Below are 18,912 nucleotides of genomic sequence, written 5' to 3'. Positions count from 1 at the left end.
TGCCGTTCCCGCCGCCAGAGCTGTTCATGCAGTTGCCCCGTCGGCCCCGCGCCCCGCGCCCCGCGCCCCGCGCCCCGCGCCCCGCGCCCCGCGCCGAAGATCGTGCTCGATCCAGGAAGTAGTGGTCTCACCGACGCGCCGATGCCACTCGATCCTGGATCGAGCACGATCTTGATCGCTAGCCCTGGCGATCACGAGGCCAGCAAGGCGTTTAGCCCGATTTGTCACCCAGCAACCACCGGTCACCGGAGCCGGCGCGAGGCGCGGGCCGCGCGGCGAGCGCGGGCCGCGCGGCGAGCGCGGGCCGCGCGGCGAGCGCGGGCCGGGCGGGGAAGGCCGAGCAGGAGCACCACCAGGACCAGGGCGGTCATCGCCAGGGCGCCCGGGGCCTTCGTGAAGCGGGCCAGGTTGGTGCCGTCGGGCAGGGCGAGGAAGGCCGCCGCCGAGGCCGGCAGCACGAACCACGTCGTCCGGGGCGCGGTGAGCGCGAGCAACGCCAGGGGCCAGGTCGCGTACCAGGGGTGGAAGACCGGGGACAGGACGACGGTCGCGACCAGTGCCAGCGCCGCGCCGTGCTGCGCCACCCGGGGGCGGGTCGCCTCGATCCGAGGCGTCCGCTGCCGGACGTCGGTCAACGCGCGCAGCATCCGCCAGGCCCTGCACCAGAGCACCAGCAGCACTCCGGCGAGCAGCAGCAGCGCGACCGCCCGGACCACCGGCACCGCCTGCGGGTCCCGGCCGACCAGTTCGCCGGAGTAGTCCACGACGAAGCCGACGGCGGTGGGCGGCGACGTCCACTGCTCGGAGTCGCCGCTGTGGGTCAGCCCGCCCACCCAGCCGAACCCGAGGCCGGACAGCGCCGAGGTGACCAGCAACGCGGCGAGCAGCCCGCCGGCCAGCCAGCCGCCGTCGCGCAGCAGCGCCCGTACGGTGTAGCGACCGTGCACCGCTGCGAGCGCGGCGAACGGCACCACCACGACAGCACTGGCCTTCACCATCACGGCCAGCCCGAGCAGCGCTCCGGCGAACAGCAACGCCGACGGCCGGCCCGGTCGGCGGACCACGATCAGGAGCCCGCACAGCAGCAGGCCCAGCATCAGCGCGTCATTGTGCGCCCCGGCCACCAGGTGCACCCCGACCAGCGGGCCAGCCAGGGCCAGCCAGGCCGCCCGCCGGGTCGGCATCCCGGCCGCCCGGGCCAACCCGGGCAAGCAGAGTACGGCCAGCAGCAGCCCCGCCACGGCGATCACGCGCAGCAGCACGACCGTGCCGATCAACCCGCCGCCGAGGCCCACCGCGAGCGCGGCGAGCAGCACGAAGACCGGCCCGTACGGTGCCGGAGTGTCCCGCCAGATCGGCGCCACGGTGTCCAGCCACGGGCAGCCCGCCGCCGCCACCCCCACCGCGTACGGGTCGACGCCGTGCGCGTACGTCCAGCCCTGGCAGGCGTACGAGTAGACGTCCCGGCTGCCCAGCGGCGGCGCGACCAGCAGCGGCAGCGCCCACAGCCCTGCGGTGGCGTACGCCCAGCGGGTCGACGGCGCGCCTTCGCGCAACGACCACCACGCGCCGACCAGCAGCGCGGTGCCGACCAGCCAGCAGGTCAGCGTGGCCGGGCCGCCCGGGGCTCGCCAGATCGACACCGGTGTCGCGCCCAGCGGGGCGTCGGGCAGTGCCCCGCCGAGGTACCCGGCCACGGCGAGCAGGACCGCGCCGGCCAAGCCGACGTAGCGGGCAGCCGATGCCGCCGCCGGCGAAACAGGCGGCAGCAGACCGGGCGGCGGAGCATGCGGCGGGCCAGACCCCGGCGGAACAGGAGGTGGGGGTGCGCCGGGAGTGATCACCGGCGCACCTTCCCTCAGTCGGCGGCGACCGGCTGACGGGCCGCCCGAGCCGACCGTACCAACCGGATGACCAGCACGATCACCAACAGCGTCATCAGCGGCGCACCGACCGACTTGGTGTACCGGGGCAGGCCGGTGCCGTCGGGCAGCACCAGGAACGACGAGAACAGGGCCACCACGGTGAACCATCCGGTCCGCCGGGCCGTGGCCGCCAGCACGGCCAGCGGCCAGATCCAGTACCAGGGGTGGTACAGCGGCGCCAGGGCGACCGTGGCGGCCAGCGCCAGGCCGGCGTGCCACAGCGGCTCCCGGGTGCGGGCCCGCCACCACAGCCAGACCAGCAGCAGGGCCAGCACCGCCATGCCGATCGCCCGGGTGACCGGGAGCGCGTCGATGTGCCCACCGAACGGCACCGCCAGGTAGCCGATGGTCTGCCCGACCGCGGTGGACGGCGACGTCCAGGCGATCACGTCGCCGCCTCGGGCCAGCCCGCCGACCCAGCCGAAGTCCAGTCCGGCGGCGACGGTCACCCCGGCCACGACAGCGACCGCGCCGCCAACCACCCATCCGCCCTGCCGGATCAGCGCCCGGATCGAGTATCCGCCGACGATCGCGGCCAGCGCGGCGAACGGCACCACGACCAGCGCGGTCACCTTGATCGCGGCGGCGAGGCCGAGCAGCACGCCACCGGCGAGCAGCGGCCCGGGGCGGCCGGGCCGGGAGGCGATCACCGCCAGCCCGGAGACCAGCAGGCCGACCATCAGCGCGTCGTTGTGCGCGCCGGAGACGAGGTGCACGGCGACCAGCGGGCAGGCCAGCGCCAACCAGATCGCCCGTCCGGCGGGTACGCCGGCACGCCGGGCCAACACCGGCAGGCTGAGAGCGGTCAGCGCCACTCCGGCCACCGCGATCAGCCGGAACGCCACGATCGCGCCGGTGAGCGAGCCGGTGGCCTTCACCACGGCGCCGGACAGCACCACGAACAGCGGCCCGTACGGTGCCGGAGTGTCCCGCCAGATGTAGGAGATGGTGTCCAGCCAGGGGCAGGGCAGCGCGGAGACACCCTGCTCGTACGGGTTGATCCCGGCCGCGTAGCTGGCACCCTGGCACGCGTACGCGTAGACGTCGCGGCTCGCCAGCGGCGGCGCGATCAGCACCGGTAGCAGCCAGAGCCCGACGGTGATCAGCGCCCAGCGGGTCGATGGCACGTTGTCGCGCAGCGACCACCAGGCGTAGGCCATCAGCGCGGTGCCGATCAGCCAGGCGGCGATGACCAGCGGCCCGTTCGGGCCCTGCCAGATGCTGACCGGGGTGGGGCGCAGGGGTGACCCGGGCAGGGCGCCGCCGAGGAACGCGGCGACGGCGAGCAGCGCCGAACCCGCCAGTCCGATCCAACGCGCGAGGTGGTGAGGCACGCCGGACATGCTGCCAGTACGGTGGTCGCGGTACGGAGGTGGGCATGCGGCGCAGTCGGGTGGTGGCGGTGGCCACCGGTTCCGCCGCCGTGCTCGGCGTGCTCTGGCTGGCCCTGCCGTTGATGGGCTCGGACCTCGCCGCGCAGGTCGCCAGGGCGGACTTCTTCGCCGCCCACGGTGCGACGCCGGTGGATCTGCGCTGGTACGGCGGGGTGCAGCAGTTCGGCTACAGTCTGCTGTCCCAGCCGATCATGGCGCTGCTCGGCGTGCGGGTGACCGGTGCGCTGGCGCTGGTGGCGTCGGCCGCCGCGCTGGCCGCGCTGCTGGTCCGCAGCCCGGTGCCCCGGCCACTGCTGGGCAGCCTGGTCGGGGTGGTCACGCTGGCCGGCAACCTGGTCTCCGGCCGGGTCACCTACGCCCTGGGTGTGGCGTTCGGGCTGGCCGCGCTGCTCGCGCTCACCCGAGGCGTACCCCCGGGCGCGAGGCTGTGGTGGCGGCTCGGTCTCGCGGCGGGCTGCGCGCTGCTGGCCTCGGCTACGAGCCCGGTGGCGGGTCTCTTCGTCGGTCTCGCGGGCACCGCGCTGCTGCTCAGCCGCCGGTACGCCGACGGCCTGGCGCTCGGAGTCGCGGCGGCCGTGCCGCTCGCCGCGACGGCGCTGTTCTTCGGCGACGGCGGTTGGATGAACATCAGCCGCACCGACACACTGCGCGCGACGCTGACCAGTCTGGTGGTGGCGGCGTTGGTGGCGTACCGGCCGGTGCGGTTCGGCGCGCTGCTCGCCGCAGCCGGGGTGCTCGCCGCCGCCCTGGTGCACACTCCCGTCGGGCTGAACGCGACCCGGCTGGTGACGATGTTCGCGCTGCCGGTGTTGGCCGCCGCCGCCCACCCGCCGGCCTGGCTCTCCGAACGGCTGGCCCGCCGGGCGGCACGCCCCACCCGAGCCCGGCTGGTCGGCGGTGTCAGCCTGACCGCGCTGCTGGTGGCGGTCTGCGCCTGGCAGCCGCCGGTGGTCCCCGCCGACCTGCGCAGCATCGGCGACCCGACCAGCGCGCCCGGCTACCACGCGCCGCTGCGTGCGTTCCTGGCCGGACAGCAGCTCACCGGCCGGGTCGAGGTGCCACCGACGCGCAACTACTGGGAGGCGGCGCGGCTGGGTGAGGTGCCGCTGGCCCGGGGCTGGCTGCGGCAGGCCGACATCGACCGCAACCCGCTGTTCTTCACAACCGTGCCAGGCGCGGCCGGCACCGGCGTACCGCTGACCCCGTCCACCTACCGGGCCTGGCTGGCAGAGAACGCCGTGCAGTTCGTGGCGGTGCCGGACGCACCCCTGTCCTGGGTGGGGCGCGCCGAGGCGGAGCTGGTCGAGGGCGGGTTGCCGTACCTGACGCCGGTCTGGTCGGGCGAGCACTGGCGGGTCTGGGCGGTGGCCGACCCGACGCCACTGGTCGCCGCTCCCGCCGAACTGGTCCGCGCCGACGGCGCGGCCGTGACCTTCCGGGCACCGACCGCCGGCCCGGTGGCGATCCGGGTCCGGCACAGCCGCTGGCTGGCCGCGTCCGGCGGCGCCACGGTCGCCGCCGACGGCGACTGGACCACCGTCACGGTCCCCCGCCCCGGCGATTACACCCTCGGCAGCTGACGGGCTCTTACGTCTCCAGGACGCGCTGGGCGGCGGCGCGGGAGCGCCGGCCGACGCGCAGGTACTCGTCGAGGAACTCCCCCGGGTCGTCCCGGCCGAGCAGCCGAACCACCCCGGCCAGCTCGACCCCGTGCCGGGGCAGCTGGTCGCCGGCCCGGCCCCGCACCAGCATCAACGCGTTGCGGACCTGCGCTGCCAGGGACCAGCCGGCGGCCATCTCGGCGGCGTCCGCCGGGTCGATGAGGCCGGCCCGCTCGGCGGCCGCGAGGGCGTCGAGGGTACGCGTGCCGCGTAGCGCCGGGATCGCGCCGGCGTGCCGGAGCTGGACGAGTTGCACCGCCCACTCCACATCGGCCAGCCCGCCGCGACCCAGCTTGGTGTGGGTGGCCGGGTCGGCGCCGCGGGGCAGCCGCTCGGTCTCCACCCGGGCCTTGATCCGGCGGATCTCGACGACCTGCTCGCGGGTCAGCCCGTCGGCCGGGTACCGCACCGGCTCGATCATCGCCTCGAACTCGACGCCCAGGTCGGCGTCGCCGCAGACGAACCGGGCCCGCAGCAGCGCCTGCGCCTCCCACACCCGCGACCAGCGGGCGTAGTACTGCGCGTACGCGGCGAGGCTGCGTACCAGTGGACCCTGCCGGCCCTCGGGGCGCAGGTCGGCGTCAACGCCCAGAGGCGGGTCGGGGGCGGGCACGCCGAGCAGTCGGCGTAGCTCCTCGGCGATCGCGTGTGCGGCGGCGCTGGCCGCGCTGTCGCCGCTGCCGGTGGGCGAGTCGTAGACGAAGAGCACGTCGGCGTCGGAGAGGTAGTTCGACTCGTACCCGCCGAGCCGTCCCACGCCGATCACCGCGAACCGCAGCCCGGGTGGGGCCGGCTGGCTGGCCTGGGCGGCGCGCAAGGCGGCAGCCAGGGTGGCGTCGGTGACGTCGGCGAGCGCCGTACCGACCTCGGTGATGTCGGCCAGACCGGGTGCTCGCTTCGCGCCGTCGGGACGGGTGGGGGTGGGTGCGAGCGCACCTGCCCGGCAGAGCACGTCGGCGCACGCCACCCGGACCAGCTCCCGACGCCGCAGCGCGCGCACCGCGCGGGTCGCCTCGACCGGGTCGGTGTGCCGGGCCGCCGCCGCGAGGAACCCGTCCCTGAGCACCTCGCTGGAGCGCGGCGCCAGCTCGTTCTCCTCGGCCAGCAGCCGCAGCGCCTCCGGGTCCCGGGCGAGCAGGTCGGCGACGTAGCGGGACAGTGCGAGCACCCGGGCCAGCCGACGGGCGACCGGGCCGCCGTCGCGCAGCAGCCGCAGATACCAGGGGGTGCTGCCCAGCTTGTCGGAGACCTTCCGGTAGTTGAGCAGCCCCCGGTCCGGCTCCGGCGCGTCGGCGAACTCGCTGAGCAGCACCGGCAGCAGTGTCCGCTGGATGGCCGCCGTCCGACTCACCCCGCCGATGAGCGCCTGCAGGTGGCGCAGCGCCCCGGCCGGGTCGGCGAAGCCGAGGATCTCCAGCCGGTGCCGGGCGGCCTCGGGGGTGAGCCGCAGCCCGTCGGCCGGCACCCGGGCCACCGACTCCAGCAGCGGCCGGTAGAGCAGCTTGGCGTGCAGCCGGCGTACCTCGGCGGCGTGGGTGACCCACTCGGCCCGGAAGCTCTCCACGGCGCTGCGCCCCGGCGCTGCCGTGAAGCCCAGTGCCGCGGCGAGCCAGCGCAACGCGCCCGGCTCGGTGGGCACCGTGTGCGTACGGCGCAGGCCCTGCAGTTGGAGCCGGTGCTCGACGCTGCGCAGGAAGCGGTAGCCGCGCAGCAGCGCCTCGCCGTCGGCCCGACCGACGTAGCCCCCGGCGACGAGCGCGCGCAGCGCCGGGATGGTGCCGGGTGCCCGCAGCGTCTCGTCACCGCGGCCGTGCACGAGTTGCAGCAACTGGACGGCGAACTCGATGTCGCGCAGCCCGCCCGGGCCGCGCTTGATCTCGCGCTCCAGCTCCTTCGGCGGGATGTGGTCGATGATCCGGCGCCGCATGGCCCGGACGTCCTCGACCGCCTCGGGTCGTTCGGCCGCCCGCCAGACCAACGGCGCGAGCTGGTCGATCCACTCCTGAGCCAGCGGCAGATCCCCGGCGGCCGGGCGGGCCTTGAGCAGCGCCTGGAACTCCCAGGTGCGCGCCCACCGGCGGTAGTAGGCCAGGTGGCTGGCGAGGGTCCGCACCAGCGGGCCCCGGCTGCCCTCGGGGCGCAGCGCGGCGTCCACCGGCCACGCGACGAGCCCGCAGATGTAGATCAGCCGGGTCGCCACCAGAGTCGCTGCGGACAGGTCGGCGTCCTCGGCCGCCACGAAGATCACGTCGACGTCGGAGACGTAGTTCAACTCGCCGCCGCCGCACTTGCCCATCGCCACCACCGCGAGCCGGGGCCGCTCGGTGCCCTCCGCCAGCTCCGCGACGGCGATCTCGTACGCCGCGGCCAGCGTCGCGTCGGCCAGCGCGGAGAGCGCGGCCATGGTCTGCTCCAGGCCGCGCCCACCGGTCAGGTCCGCCGCCGCGATCCGCAACAGGGCCAGCCGGTACGCGGCCCGCAGCACCGCCACAGGGTTGCCGTCACCGTCCGGCTCCAGCCGCCCCTCGGCGATCGGCGCGAGCCCGTCCGGGGCGGTACGCAGCGACGTGCAGTGCTCGGGATGAGCCACCAGGTGATCGCCGAGCGCCGCCGAGGCACCGAGCACCGCGATCAGCCGCCGCCGCAGCCCGGGGTCGGTGTGCAACTCCGCGAGCAGGGCCGATTCGGCGGTGCCGCCATTCGTGCGGCGTTCGGCCTCGACGATGCGGTGCAGCTGACGCAGCGCCAGGTCCGGGTCGGCGGCCCGGGACAGCGCGGCGAGCAGCTCCCCGGCCGGCTCGTCGACCGGCTCCTGCTCGACCGGTCGCCACAGCCGCAGCCCGTCCGGGCCGAGCAGGTCGGCGGCGCGCGCCCCGCCGTCGCCCTCGGCGGTGCCGAAGCCGTACCGGGCGAGCCGGCCCGTCGCCCTGGTCGGCCGGCTCATCAGTGCCCGAGCAGCGGCAGACCGCGCCGCGTCGTACTGTCGTCCAGCTCGCCGAGGGCCAGCGCGGCGAACCTGGCGGCGAACGGCTGCCAGACCTCCTCGACGTCGACCAGCACCGAGGCGCAGGCCGCGACCACCAACTCCGGGTCGTAGCCCAGCTCGGCGAGCAGGGTCGAGTCGCTGGCCCAGTCGGCGATCATCGCGGCGTCGCACTCGATGTGGAACTGCAACCCCCACGCCCGGTCGCCGAGCCGGAACGCCTGGTGCGGGTAGCGGGTGGACGCGGCCAGCAGCGTGGCGCCCCGGGGCAGCTCGGTGATCTCGTCGGAGTGCCACTGGAGGACGTCCGGGATCAGCGGCACGTACCGGAACAGGGGGTCGCCCTCGGCGGCGTCGCGCCGGCCGACCACGCCGGGGCCGATCTCCGGCCCGGAGGGGCTCCGCTCGACCAGCCCGGCGTGCGCGGTGGCGAGCAACTGCGCGCCCAGGCAGACGGCCAGGGTGGGCACCCGGTAGCGGACCGCCTTGCGCAGCAGGCCCTCCACGGCGGGAAACCAGGGTGCGCCGGGCGAGCCGTCCGGCAGCGGGTACGCCTGCTGGTCGCCGCCGAGCACCACCAGCGCCGCGTACCCCTCCAGGTCGGCGGGGAGCTCGTCGCCTGCGTGCGGGCGAACCACCCACAGCTCCAGCCCGGCTTCGGTCAGCCACTCACCCAGCCGGCGTGCGTCGTCCGTCGGGTCGTTCTCGATCACCAGCGCGGTTGCCACCCGTCGAGGCTAGCTGGTGGGCCGCCGATGTCCGGAGTCGCTCCGCTGGTCGCGGCCGCATGGTGTGCCGACTGGACCGGCCGTCGCAGCTCCGTCGACCGCCGACCGACCCGGTCGGTACGTCGACCGGCGAGTCGTTCGCCCGGCTAAGCTCTGCCGCTGTGCCCGACCACCGTGCCGTGAACTCCGTCGTCCGCCCGCCCGTGTTGAGCCCGGGTGACACGGTGCTGCTGGTGTCGCCGTCCGGGCCGACCTCGCCGGAGCGGGTGGCCCGTGGGGTGGAGCTGCTGACCGGTTGGGGTCTGCGGCCGGTGCTGGCGCCGAACGCGTACGCCCGCCACGGATACCTGGCCGGCACGGACGACCTGCGCGCCGCCGACCTGAACGCGGCGTTCGCCGACCCCGAGGTGCGCGGGGTGATCTGCACCCGGGGCGGGTACGGCGTCCAGCGGATCGTGGACGCCATCGACATGGCCGCCGTCCGCCGCGACCCGAAGGTGGTGGCCGGCTTCTCGGACATCACCGCGTTGCAGTTCGCGCTCTGGCGGGGTGCCCGGCTGGCCGGAGTGCACGGTCCCGGGGCGGCCTGGCGGGACGAACGGACCCCGCTGCGCTCCGCCGAATCCCTGCACGCGGCGCTGATGACGACCGAGCCGGTGTCGGTCGCCGCGGTGCCCGCCGAGGACACCTTCGGCGTACGCGTCCCGGGTCGCGCCACCGGCACCCTGCTCGGCGGCAACCTGTGCATGATCGCCGCGTCGATCGGTACGCCGGACCTGCCCGACCTGACCGGGGCGGTGCTGTTGATCGAGGACGTGCAGGAGCCCCCGTACAAGGTCGACCGGATGCTCACCCAGTTGCGCCGGGCCGGTGCGCTGGACGGGCTGGCCGGGGTGGCGGTCGGGCAGTTCACCGACTGCGGCGACGGCTGGGACACCACGATCGTCGACGTGCTCACCGAAGGTCTCGGTGACCTCGACGTACCGGTGCTCGGTGGGCTGCCGATCGGTCACGGCCCCGGCCAGCTCACCGTCCCCGTCGGCACCCCGGCCACCCTCGACACCGACGCCGGCACCCTCACGGTCCAACCGGCCGTCGCCTGAACCTGCCTAGCTTCCAGGGCGGTTGGAGGCCTCGGCCGAGGTCGGATGTTCAGGGGTCAGGGCGTCAAAGGGTCAGTTGGGCCAGGCGGCCGATCTCCAGGGCGGCGTGGACGGTGCCGTCAGGGGTGACGGTGAGACCGTGCGGCTCGGATTTCGGGGTGGGCAGCTCGTAGGTGTCGACCCGGCCGGCCGGGTCCACGTGGCCGATCCGGTTGCCGGCCCACTCGGTGAACCAGGCGCCGCCGGCCGGGTCGGCGACGATGGCGTGCGGCCGGGCCGTCCGGTCCGGCAGCGGGTACTCCTCGATCCGGCCGTCCGCGGTGATCCGCCCGACCTGACCGGCGGCGATCTCCACGAACCAGAGCGCCCCGTCCACGCCCGCCGTGATACCGACCGGCGCGGCGCCCTCGGTGGGAAGCGGGTGCACGCGCACCGCCCCGTCCATGCCGACCCGGGCGATCGCGTTCGCCTGGTTGAGCGTGCACCAGACGGCGCCGTCCGGCCCGGCCGCCACCATCGAGGCGAACGCCCCGGAGATCGGTAGCCGCACCTCGGTGACCACACCGTCGATGCTGACCCGGCCGACGGTGTCGGAGCTCATCCCGGCGTACCAGAGGGCGCCGTCCGGGCCCGCGGCGACGCCGCACGGGCCGGTGCCGGCCGGCAGAACGACCTCGCTCTGCTCTCCGTCGGTCGTGATCCGGCCGATCCGGTCGTCCCCGGAGCGGGTGAACCAGAGCGCGCCGTCCGGGCCGGGCGTGACGATCAGTGGCCGACTACCCGGCCCACCCGCCGGCCAGCGGCGCACCGAACCGTCCGCGTCCACGCGGGCGATCTCACCGACGTGGACCAGGGTCAGCCAGAGCGCCCCGTCGGGGCCGGTCGTGATGCCGTACGGCCCGGCCTGCGGGTCGGTGAGCGGGAGTTCCCTGATCACGGTGGACGTCACGAGAGCTGCCTTCCGTCGATGGACCCGGCCGACCCCGCGTAGCGCGACCAACGGGCACGGAGAGCCACCACCTTCGCCCACCGGGCGCGCCGAAGCAACAGGTTTGTCCCACTTCCCGGCCCGGATTGCCAGCTGACGGACAGGTTCGGCACGGCTTACGCCCAGCCCACGTGGTCACAGTCGGTTACGACATCGCAACACCACCGAGTACCTGGAGGAGAGCATGTCCCGCACCATCCGCAAGAAGCACCTGCTGGCCGGCCTGGCCACCGCTGGCGTCCTCAGCGTGGGGATCGCCGCCCCGACGATGGCGTTCGCCGCGGACGGCGGCACGCCGACCCCGAGCGCCAGCAGCACCGCCGAGAAGCAGGGGTCGAAGGCTGATCGGCAGGGCGAGTTCGCCGAGGCACTCGCCAAGGAGCTGGGCGTCTCCACCGACAAGGTGACCGCCGCGCTGGAGAAGGTCCGCGAGCAGCACAAGCCGGCCGACCGGCCGGAGCGCCCGTCCGCCGAGGACCGTCAGGCCGCGCTCAAGGAGCGGCTGGACAAGGCGGTCGAGGACGGCAAGCTCACCCAGGAGCAGGCCGACGCCATCACCAAGGCCGTCGAGGCCGGCGTCTTCCCCGGCGGTCACGACGGTCCGGGCGGCAAGGGTGGCCCGGGTGAGAAGGGTGGCCACGGTGACAAGGGTGACGCCGGTGACAAGGGTGGCCCCGACGGTCAGGGTGGCCCGGAAGGCTCCGACCAGCCGGACGCTCCCGAGGCCACGCCCAGCGAGTGACCCCGACGGGCCGACCCGGACCTGTCCCGGCGCCGGCCCGGCTTGATCCACTCCGTTTCGCCGATGTGGCGGTGTCCAGGCATATGGACACCGCCACATCGGCGATCTGGAGTCGATCACCGTCCCGACACGCGCCGACCGGCTCTACTCCGCGCGTCAGCCCTGGGCGGCGCGTCAGGCCTGGGCGGCGCGTCAGGCCTGGGCGGCGCGTCAGGCCTGGGCGGCGCGTCAGCCCTGGGCGGCGCGTCAGCCCTGGGCGGCGCGTCAGCCCTGGGCGGCGCGTCAGCCCTGGGCGGCGCGTCAGCCCTGGGCGGGCGGAGGGGTGAACACGCCCAGGTGGTTCCCGGCCGGGTCGAGCAGGTGGGCCAACGTGAGCCCGCTCGGGGCCGTACGCGCCGGCACCAGCACCTTGCCGCCGGCGGCCTCGGCCTGGCGGCAGGTCCCCGCCACGTCGGCGACTTCGGCGTAGAACACCGCGTAGTTCGGCGACGTCCCGTCGGTGCCCCGGATCGCTCCGCCGATCCCGGTGTCGCCACCGGCACCGGTGACGCGGTAGGACCCGCCGGGCCCGCCCTGCTCCTCGAAGGTCCAGCCGAACAGCTCGCCGTAGAAGCGCTCCGCCTCCTCCGGCCGGTCGGTGCCGATCTCGAACCAGGTGATGGGCGTCGTGGACATCTGCTGCCTCCAGAGGTTTCCCGTACCGGCCGTTCGGCCGTCGTCTGGAGCAGTCTCGGGGTCGTCAGCGACACCGTCCTGTCGGTGTTTCCGAATCATCCGACGGGGTTCGTACCGGCAGGGCCATGCGCCGGACTGCCGCGCTGCGGCGTCTCAGACCAGGCTCAGCGGGCGGACCCGGTCGTGGGGGATGTCGAGATCCGTCGGGCGGAATTCCCGGGCCACCACCTCGGGCAACGCCCGGACGCTCCGGATCCGGTCGGTGCGAAAGCAGCGCAGCTCATCGCGCAGCCGGCACCAGGCCAACAGATACCAGTGTCGAGGGTTGCCGAGGTAGCCGAGCGGCTCGACGTCGCGTAGTGATTCGGCGCCGTCGCGGTCGGCGTACCCGATGCACAGCACCCGCCGCGCGGCGACCGCGTCGGCGACGATGGCCGGGACGGGCGTGGCCGGCCCATCGCCGACCAGGTGCACCCGACCGGCGAGCCGGTGCGCCTCGGCCGCGTCGGCGGCCGGCAGCACCGCCACCAGCTTGCGCAGCGCGGTAGCGCCCGACCCGGCGAACGGCGTGCCGGCGAGCCGGTGCAGCGCGACGGCCATCGCCACCGCCTCGGCGGCGGTCAGGTTGACCGGCGGCAGGGTGCGGGCGCGGTCCAGCACGTAGCCGCCGGTGCGCCCGGGCTCGGCCCAGATCGGCACGCCGGACTCCTGCAACGCACCCAGGTCGCGCTCGATGGTCCGGCTGCTGACCTCGAAGCGCGCCGCGAGCCAGCGGGCGCTGCGCGGCCGTGGCGACACCGCCCGCAGCTCCTCGACCAGGGCGTAGAGGCGGTCCGTGCGGTTCATGCCCGGCACGCTACGGCCGGGGTACGACGACCGCACTCAGGCGATGCAGGCGCACACGATCAGCGCGGCACCGAAATGGGTGGCGGCGCTGACCCGGGCCGCCGGGTGCGGCTCGGGCGAGCAGATGACCTCGCCGAGCTTGCCCGGGGTGAGCAGATCGAGCACGAAGAAGGCCAACGCCATGATGGCCAACCCGACCAGCCCGAACACCACGGTGGAGGCGAGCCCCTTCCCGAAGTCGCTGTAGCTGGTCAGGATCGCGGTGAAGACGATCCCGGCGATGCCGAGCTGGTTGGCGGCGAGCAGCAACCCCGCGTTGGTGTTGCGGTCGACCCAGATCAGGTCCCGCAACCGGCCCGGCGTGAGCAGGTCGACCAGCACGAAGCCGGCCGCCATCAGCCCCACGCCGACGATCCCGAACACGACGCTCTGCCAGACACCGCTGAGCAGATCCTCCAGCACCGACTGCCTCCCGACTCTCCGCCCGGAGGGGTACCGGCGCGGTGATCGAGACGATAGCGGCAGCGCGCAACCCCGTCAGCCCCTGCGGCTACAGCGCCAGGTAGCGCTGCCGCTCGTACGGGGTGACCTCGCGGCGGTACTGCTCCCACTCGGCCCGCTTGTTGCGCAGGAAGAAGTCGAAGACATGCTCGCCGAGCACCTCGGCGACCAGCTCGGAGCCGGCCATCACGTCGATCGCCTCGGCCAGGTTCTCCGGCAGCGCTTCGTACCCCATGGCACGTCGCTCGGCGCTGGTCAGCGACCAGACGTCGTCCTCGGCGCCCGGCGGCAGCTCGTACCCCTCCTCGATGCCCTTCATGCCGGCGCCGAGCAGCACCGCGAAGGCGAGGTACGGGTTGGCCGCCGAGTCCGGCGAGCGGACCTCGACGCGGGCCGAGTTGGGCTTGCCGTACGCGGGAACCCGGACCAGCGCGGACCGGTTGAGGTGACCCCAGCAGACGTACGCCGGGCTCTCGGTTATCCGGTCGGGCAGGGCCTGCGGGAAGAGCCGCTTGTACGAGTTGACCCACTGGTTGGTGACCGCGGTGTACTCCCGGGCGTGCACCAGCAGGCCGGCGATGAAGGACTTCGCCACCTTGGACAGTTTCATCGGGTCGCCGGCGTCGTGGAAGGCGTTGCGCTCCCCCTCGAACAGCGACAGGTGGGTGTGCATCCCGCTGCCCGGCTGATCGGTGAACGGCTTCGGCATGAAGCTGGCCTGCACGCCGGTGGAGAGCGCCACCTCCTTGACCACGTGCCGGAAGGTCATGATGTTGTCGGCGGTGGTGAGCGCGTCGGCGTAGCGCAGGTCGATCTCCTGCTGGCCGGGCGCGACCTCGTGGTGGCTGAACTCCACCGAGATGCCGATCCGCTCCAGCGCCAGCACGCCCTGGCGGCGGAAGTCCCGAGCCACGGCGTGCGTGGTGTGCTCGAAGTAGCCGCCGGTGTCGACCGGAATGGGCACCGAGCCGTCCTGCGGGCCGTTCTCCAGCAGGAAGAACTCGATCTCGGGGTGGGTGTAGAAGGTGAAGCCCTTCTCGGCGGCCTTGGACAGCGCGCGGCGCAACACGTGCCGGGGGTCGGCCCAGGAGGGCCCGCCGTCGGGCAGCAGGATGTCGCAGAACATCCGGGCGCTCTCGCCGCTGACCCCGCCCTCGAAGGGGAAGACCTGGAAGGTGGTCGGGTCGGGCATGGCCACCATGTCCGATTCGAAGACGCGGGCGAAGCCCTCGATCGCCGAGCCGTCGAAGCCGATGCCCTCCTCGAAGGCCGCCTCCAGCTCGGCGGGTGCCACCGAGACGCTCTTGAGCGTGCCCAGCACGTCGGTGAACCACAGACGGACGAACCGGATGTCCCGCTCTTCCAGCGTCCGGAGGACGAACTCCTGCTGACGGTCCACTTCCCCAACCCCTCGCGACACTTTGCTGTCCGCCTTGGCCGGGCTGCACCCGACCTGATCGCCCAGTGTTCCCGGGCCTGGTTACGCAGACGTTACGCGAACTGCCGCCGGCCGTCCGCTCGCGTCCCGCCCGGCGAGCACGTGCCCTGCCGTCCGGCCAGCGCGGGCCGCGGCAGCGTGGCCGCCATCTCGTCCGAGGGTACGGATTCTGCCGAGCAGGCTGGGGCAAGATGAGGACATGCCCACCCTGCGTCTCGCCCTGTCCCAGGTCAATCCGAGCGTCGGCGACCTCGCCGGAAACGCCGACCTGGTCCGCAGCTGGACTCGCCAGGCCGCCGAAGCCGGTGCCCAGTTGGTGCTCTTTCCGGAGATGATGGTGACCGGCTACCCGGTCGAGGACCTGGTCTTCCGGCGCTCCTTCGTCGCCGCGTCCCGGGCCGCCGTGGAGCGACTCGCGGCCGACCTCGCCGCGGACGGCCTCGGTGACCTGCCGGTCGTGGTCGGCTACCTGGACGCCGACGGGCCGCCACAGGTCAGCGGAGACGCCGAGCCCGGGCGAGGCGCCCGCAACGCCGCCGCGCTGCTGCACCGGGGTGTCGTTGCCGCCCGCTACTTCAAGCACCACCTGCCCAACTACGGGGTCTTCGACGAGGACCGCTACTTCGTCTCCGGCGACACCCTGACCGTGGTGCGGATCGGCGGCGTGGACGTCGCGCTGACCATCTGCGAGGACCTGTGGCAGGCCGGCGGCCCGTTCGCCGCCGCCCGGCAGGCCGGCGTCGGCCTCGTGGTCAACATCAACGGCTCGCCGTACGAGCTGAACAAGGACGACGTCCGACTGCCACTGGTCCGCCGCCGGGCCGCCGAGGCGGGTGCCGCCATCGCGTACGTGAACATGATCGGCGGCCAGGACGAGCTGGTCTTCGAGGGCGACTCGATGATCGTGAGCGCCGACGGCGAGTTGCTCACCCGGGCCCCGCAGTTCGTCGAGCACCTCCTCGTGCACGACGTCGAACTGCCGGCCGCCACCACGCCGCCGCCGGCGGAGGCCGTCGCGGACAACATGCGGGTGGTGCACACCACGCTGGACGGCATTCCGCCCACGCCGTACGGTCCGGCCGCCACCGGCGGGCTCATCGAGCCGGTGGCCGACGAGGCCGAGGTGTGGCAGGCGCTGGTGCTCGGCCTGCGCGACTACGTCAACAAGAACCGGTTCCCGTCGGTGGTGCTCGGCCTGTCCGGTGGCATCGACTCGGCGGTGGTGGCCGCGCTGGCCGTGGACGCGTTGGGGCCGGACCGGGTGGTCGGGGTGTCGCTGCCCAGCCAGCACTCCTCCGAGCACTCCCGGGAGGACGCCGCCGACCTGGCCAAGCGCACCGGCCTGGATTACCGCGTCGAGCCGATCCAGCCGATGGTGGACGGCTTCCTGGCCAACCTGTCGCTGTCCGGGGTGGCCGTGGAGAACCTGCAGGCCCGGGTTCGCGGCGTGATCCTGATGGCGCTGTCGAACCAGGAGGGCCACCTGGTGCTCACCACCGGAAACAAGAGCGAGCTGGCGGTCGGCTACTCCACGCTGTACGGCGACTCGGTGGGCGGCTTCAACCCCGTCAAGGACGTCTGGAAGACGCTGATCTGGCGACTCGCGAAGTGGCGCAACACGGACGCGGATCGGCGCGGTGAGACCGCCCCGATCCCGGAGAACTCGATCGGCAAGCCACCGAGCGCCGAGCTGAGCCCGGGCCAACTGGACAGCGACAGCCTGCCCGACTACGACGTACTGGACCCGATCCTGATCGGCTACGTCGACGGCGATCTCGGCCGGGACGGGCTGGTCGAGTCGGGTCACGACCCGGCGGTGGTGGACAAGGTGCTGCAGCTGGTGGATACCGCCGAGTACAAGCGACGGCAGTCCGCGCCGGGCGCAAAGATCTCCATGAAGGCGTTCGGCCGGGACCGCCGTCTGCCGATCACCAACCGGTGGCGCGAGCGCGGCTGAGCCGTACACCTGGGGGTGCCGGGTCGGTGGCACGGCCCGGCACCGTCTCACGGCGCGGCCTCGCTTCGCTGTTCGCGGCGCTGTTCGCGGTGGTGGAGTGACATCTTGCACTGGGCCCTGCCGTCACCCCGTCTCGCGGTGCGACGATCGCGACGGAAACCCGGGGACCGCGCAGGCGGCCTCGAGGAAGGGAGACAGAGATGGTGGAGTCCACTCCAAACGAGGTGAACGCGCTGTACGGCGGCCCGGCCACACGACGGGTCCGCACCCGTGACCTGATGGCCGCCAAGGAGCGCGGCGAACGGTGGCCGATGCTCACCTCGTACGACCAGTACACGGCGTCGATCTTCGACCAGGCCGGCGTCCCGGTGCTGCTGGTCGGCGACTCGGCCGCGAACAACGTGTTCGGCTACGAGACGACCCTGCCGGTCACCGCCGACGAGCTGCTCCCGCTGGTACGGGCTGTCGTGCGGGCGACCCGGCAGGCGCTGATCGTCGGTGACCTGCCGTTCGGCTCGTACGAGGAGGGCCCGGCCCAGGCGCTGCGCACCGCCGTCCGGTTCATGAAGGAGGGTGGCTGCCACGCGGTGAAGCTGGAGGGTGGCCGCCGCTGTGCCGCGCAGATCGCCGCGATCGTCGGCGCCGGCATCCCGGTGATGGCGCACATCGGCTTCACCCCGCAGAGCGAACACACCCTGGGCGGCTACCGCGTGCAGGGTCGGGGCGACACTGCCGACGAGGTGCTCGCCGACGCGCGGGCGGTGACGGAGGCCGGCGCGTTCGCGGTGGTGCTGGAAATGGTGCCCGGCGAGGTCGCCAAGCGGATCGCCCACGAACTGCCGATCCCGACGGTGGGCATCGGCGCCGGCCCCGACACCGACGCTCAGGTGCTGGTCTGGCAGGACATGGCCGGCTTGCGTACCGGCAAGGCGCCACGCTTCGTCAAGCGGTACGCGGACCTGGCCGGCACCCTCACCGACGCCACCCGCCGTTTCGCCGACGAGGTCCGAGGCGGCGATTTCCCGGCCGCCGAACACACCTTCTAGAGCGGGCCGCGGCTTCTAGAGCGGCCTACGGTCCGACGGTCCACGGCTAGCGCGGCTCGCGGCCCACGGCCCACGGCCCACGGCCCACGGCTCGCGGCTCGCGGCTCGCGGCTCGCACGACCTTTGGCTACCGCGTGGCAAGGACGACACCCGGTACAGCGGTGAGGTCCACGCCGGCGTTGCCGATGGCGGCGGGGTCAGCCGGCACGGACTTTTCGTCCGCCGGCCGGCCCCGCCGTCCAACGTGCGACCACCAACGATAAATCGATCATGACGACTGCTTTTGTCGTACACCTGTTCTAGTCTCGGGTTCATGGTTGAGGAGTTGGCCCAGGCTGAGGACGCGGTCGCGGCGTGCGCCGCCGCAGCCACCTGGGCCCTCCCCGAACATGAGCTGGTCGCGGCACTCGACGCCGCGCACCGTCTCGAACAACGTCTCGCCGCCGTCAAGCTGGCTCTGATCCGCGAGATCGACGGCCGCGGCACGGCCCGCGCGCAGGGCGCCTCCGCCACCACGGTCTGGCTCCGCGAACGCCTCCGCCTCACCATCCCCACCGCCCGCCGGCTCATCGATCTCGCCACCGCACTGGACAGCGGCAACCCGGGCGTACGACAAGCACTCGCCGATGGGCACATCAACCTCGAACAGGCCCGCGTCATCGCCGACACCGTCACCACCGTGCACAACGCGGCCGGCCCCGACGCCGCCGACAAGGCAATCGGCGTGCTCACCGACTGGGCCGGGCAGTTCGACCCCACCCTGCTACGCAAACTCAGCACCCGGATCCTCGACCACGTAGCCCCCGAGATCGCCGAAGCCGCCGCCCGAGCCGCACTGGACGCCGAGGCCCGCCGCACCGCCCACGACCGGCACGTCACCCTCTCTGAGCTGTCCGATGGCCGGCTCCGACTCACCGGCACCCTG

14 protein-coding genes and 1 pseudogene are annotated in these 18,912 nt (G+C 73.7%); 6 read left to right on the top strand and 9 right to left on the bottom strand.

The window, feature by feature from the left end; genetic code table 11:
- Window positions 1-242: 242 nt before the first annotated feature.
- Both mptB (ABZT18_RS31770) and mptB (ABZT18_RS31765) read right to left on the bottom strand, forming a co-directional pair.
- Window positions 243-1,772 carry a polyprenol phosphomannose-dependent alpha 1,6 mannosyltransferase MptB gene (mptB, locus tag ABZT18_RS31770; RefSeq protein ID WP_354996921.1) on the bottom strand — a complete coding sequence of 510 codons (1,530 nt, stop codon included), beginning with the start codon at window positions 1,770-1,772 and terminating at the stop codon, window positions 243-245.
- A gap of 86 nt (window positions 1,773-1,858) precedes the next feature.
- Window positions 1,859-3,259, bottom strand: coding sequence for a polyprenol phosphomannose-dependent alpha 1,6 mannosyltransferase MptB (gene mptB / locus ABZT18_RS31765; protein ID WP_354996914.1), 1,401 nt, complete (start codon window positions 3,257-3,259; stop codon window positions 1,859-1,861).
- Window positions 3,260-3,303: 44 nt separating this feature from the next.
- Here mptB (ABZT18_RS31765) and ABZT18_RS31760 point away from each other — a divergent pair, with 44 nt between their 5' ends.
- Window positions 3,304-4,899, top strand: coding sequence for a hypothetical protein (locus ABZT18_RS31760; protein ID WP_354996913.1), 1,596 nt, complete (start codon window positions 3,304-3,306; stop codon window positions 4,897-4,899).
- Between the two features lie 7 nt (window positions 4,900-4,906).
- Here the strand turns inward: ABZT18_RS31760 and ABZT18_RS31755 are convergent, their stop codons facing one another.
- Both ABZT18_RS31755 and ABZT18_RS31750 read right to left on the bottom strand, forming a co-directional pair.
- Window positions 4,907-7,924, bottom strand: a complete 3,018-nt coding sequence (locus ABZT18_RS31755) for a bifunctional [glutamine synthetase] adenylyltransferase/[glutamine synthetase]-adenylyl-L-tyrosine phosphorylase (protein ID WP_354996912.1) — start codon at window positions 7,922-7,924, stop codon at window positions 4,907-4,909.
- Window positions 7,924-8,691, bottom strand: a complete 768-nt coding sequence (locus ABZT18_RS31750; RefSeq protein WP_354996911.1) for a type 1 glutamine amidotransferase — start codon at window positions 8,689-8,691, stop codon at window positions 7,924-7,926. Before ABZT18_RS31750 ends, ABZT18_RS31755 begins: the two co-directional genes overlap by 1 nt.
- 161 nt (window positions 8,692-8,852) lie before the next feature.
- Between ABZT18_RS31750 and ABZT18_RS31745 the strand changes: the two genes are divergently transcribed.
- Window positions 8,853-9,794 (top strand): LD-carboxypeptidase, encoded by a 942-nt coding sequence (locus tag ABZT18_RS31745; RefSeq protein ID WP_354996910.1) that lies wholly within the window; start codon window positions 8,853-8,855, stop codon window positions 9,792-9,794.
- Between the two features lie 64 nt (window positions 9,795-9,858).
- Here ABZT18_RS31745 and ABZT18_RS31740 read toward each other — a convergent pair whose 3' ends face one another.
- Window positions 9,859-10,743, bottom strand: a complete 885-nt coding sequence (locus ABZT18_RS31740; RefSeq protein WP_354996909.1) for a virginiamycin B lyase — start codon at window positions 10,741-10,743, stop codon at window positions 9,859-9,861.
- 223 nt (window positions 10,744-10,966) lie between these two features.
- Between ABZT18_RS31740 and ABZT18_RS31735 the strand changes: the two are divergent.
- A pseudogene (locus ABZT18_RS31735) lies at window positions 10,967-11,392 on the top strand (hypothetical protein); the annotation flags it as partial.
- 432 nt (window positions 11,393-11,824) lie between these two features.
- Here ABZT18_RS31735 and ABZT18_RS31730 read toward each other — a convergent pair.
- The 4 genes from ABZT18_RS31730 to glnA all read right to left on the bottom strand — a co-directional run bounded on the left by ABZT18_RS31730 (window position 11,825) and on the right by glnA (window position 14,945).
- Window positions 11,825-12,199, bottom strand: a complete 375-nt coding sequence (locus tag ABZT18_RS31730) for a VOC family protein (protein WP_354996908.1) — start codon at window positions 12,197-12,199, stop codon at window positions 11,825-11,827.
- A 153-nt stretch (window positions 12,200-12,352) separates the two neighbouring features.
- A complete protein-coding gene (locus ABZT18_RS31725) occupies window positions 12,353-13,045 on the bottom strand; it encodes a WYL domain-containing protein (protein WP_354996907.1) in 693 nt (230 codons plus the stop codon).
- Between the two features lie 36 nt (window positions 13,046-13,081).
- Complete coding sequence (locus ABZT18_RS31720; protein ID WP_354996906.1) at window positions 13,082-13,507, bottom strand: DUF350 domain-containing protein; 426 nt, start codon at window positions 13,505-13,507, stop codon at window positions 13,082-13,084.
- Window positions 13,508-13,595: 88 nt separating this feature from the next.
- Window positions 13,596-14,945 (bottom strand): type I glutamate--ammonia ligase, encoded by a 1,350-nt coding sequence (glnA, locus tag ABZT18_RS31715; protein ID WP_354996905.1) that lies wholly within the window; start codon window positions 14,943-14,945, stop codon window positions 13,596-13,598.
- Window positions 14,946-15,183: 238 nt separating this feature from the next.
- Between glnA and ABZT18_RS31710 the strand changes: the two genes are divergently transcribed.
- The 3 genes from ABZT18_RS31710 to ABZT18_RS31700 all read left to right on the top strand — a co-directional run.
- The gene (locus ABZT18_RS31710) at window positions 15,184-16,941 is read left to right on the top strand and encodes an NAD+ synthase (protein ID WP_354996904.1); all 1,758 of its coding nucleotides are present in this window, start codon (window positions 15,184-15,186) and stop codon (window positions 16,939-16,941) included.
- A gap of 200 nt (window positions 16,942-17,141) precedes the next feature.
- The gene (gene panB / locus ABZT18_RS31705; RefSeq protein WP_354996903.1) at window positions 17,142-17,987 is read left to right on the top strand and encodes a 3-methyl-2-oxobutanoate hydroxymethyltransferase; all 846 of its coding nucleotides are present in this window, start codon (window positions 17,142-17,144) and stop codon (window positions 17,985-17,987) included.
- Window positions 17,988-18,300: 313 nt separating this feature from the next.
- On the top strand, window positions 18,301-18,912 hold a 612-nt coding region (locus ABZT18_RS31700; RefSeq protein WP_355253213.1), incomplete at its 3' end, for a DUF222 domain-containing protein.

The organism is Micromonospora sp. NPDC005291, assembly GCF_040607415.1.
Lineage (GTDB): Bacteria > Actinomycetota > Actinomycetes > Mycobacteriales > Micromonosporaceae > Micromonospora.
This window is presented reverse-complemented; position numbering and strand designations above follow the sequence as displayed.

What these genes read in the sequence shown, in the direction of transcription:
- ABZT18_RS31760 (WP_354996913.1), top strand. Translation starts at nt 3,304, where the DNA reads ATGCGGCGCAGTCGGGTGGTGGCGGTGGCCACCGGTTCCGCCGCCGTG.
- ABZT18_RS31755 (WP_354996912.1), bottom strand. Translation starts at nt 7,924, where the DNA reads ATGAGCCGGCCGACCAGGGCGACGGGCCGGCTCGCCCGGTACGGCTTC.
- ABZT18_RS31730 (WP_354996908.1), bottom strand. Translation starts at nt 12,199, where the DNA reads ATGTCCACGACGCCCATCACCTGGTTCGAGATCGGCACCGACCGGCCG.
- ABZT18_RS31725 (WP_354996907.1), bottom strand. Translation starts at nt 13,045, where the DNA reads ATGAACCGCACGGACCGCCTCTACGCCCTGGTCGAGGAGCTGCGGGCG.
- ABZT18_RS31710 (WP_354996904.1), top strand. Translation starts at nt 15,184, where the DNA reads ATGCCCACCCTGCGTCTCGCCCTGTCCCAGGTCAATCCGAGCGTCGGC.
- panB (WP_354996903.1), top strand. Translation starts at nt 17,142, where the DNA reads ATGGTGGAGTCCACTCCAAACGAGGTGAACGCGCTGTACGGCGGCCCG.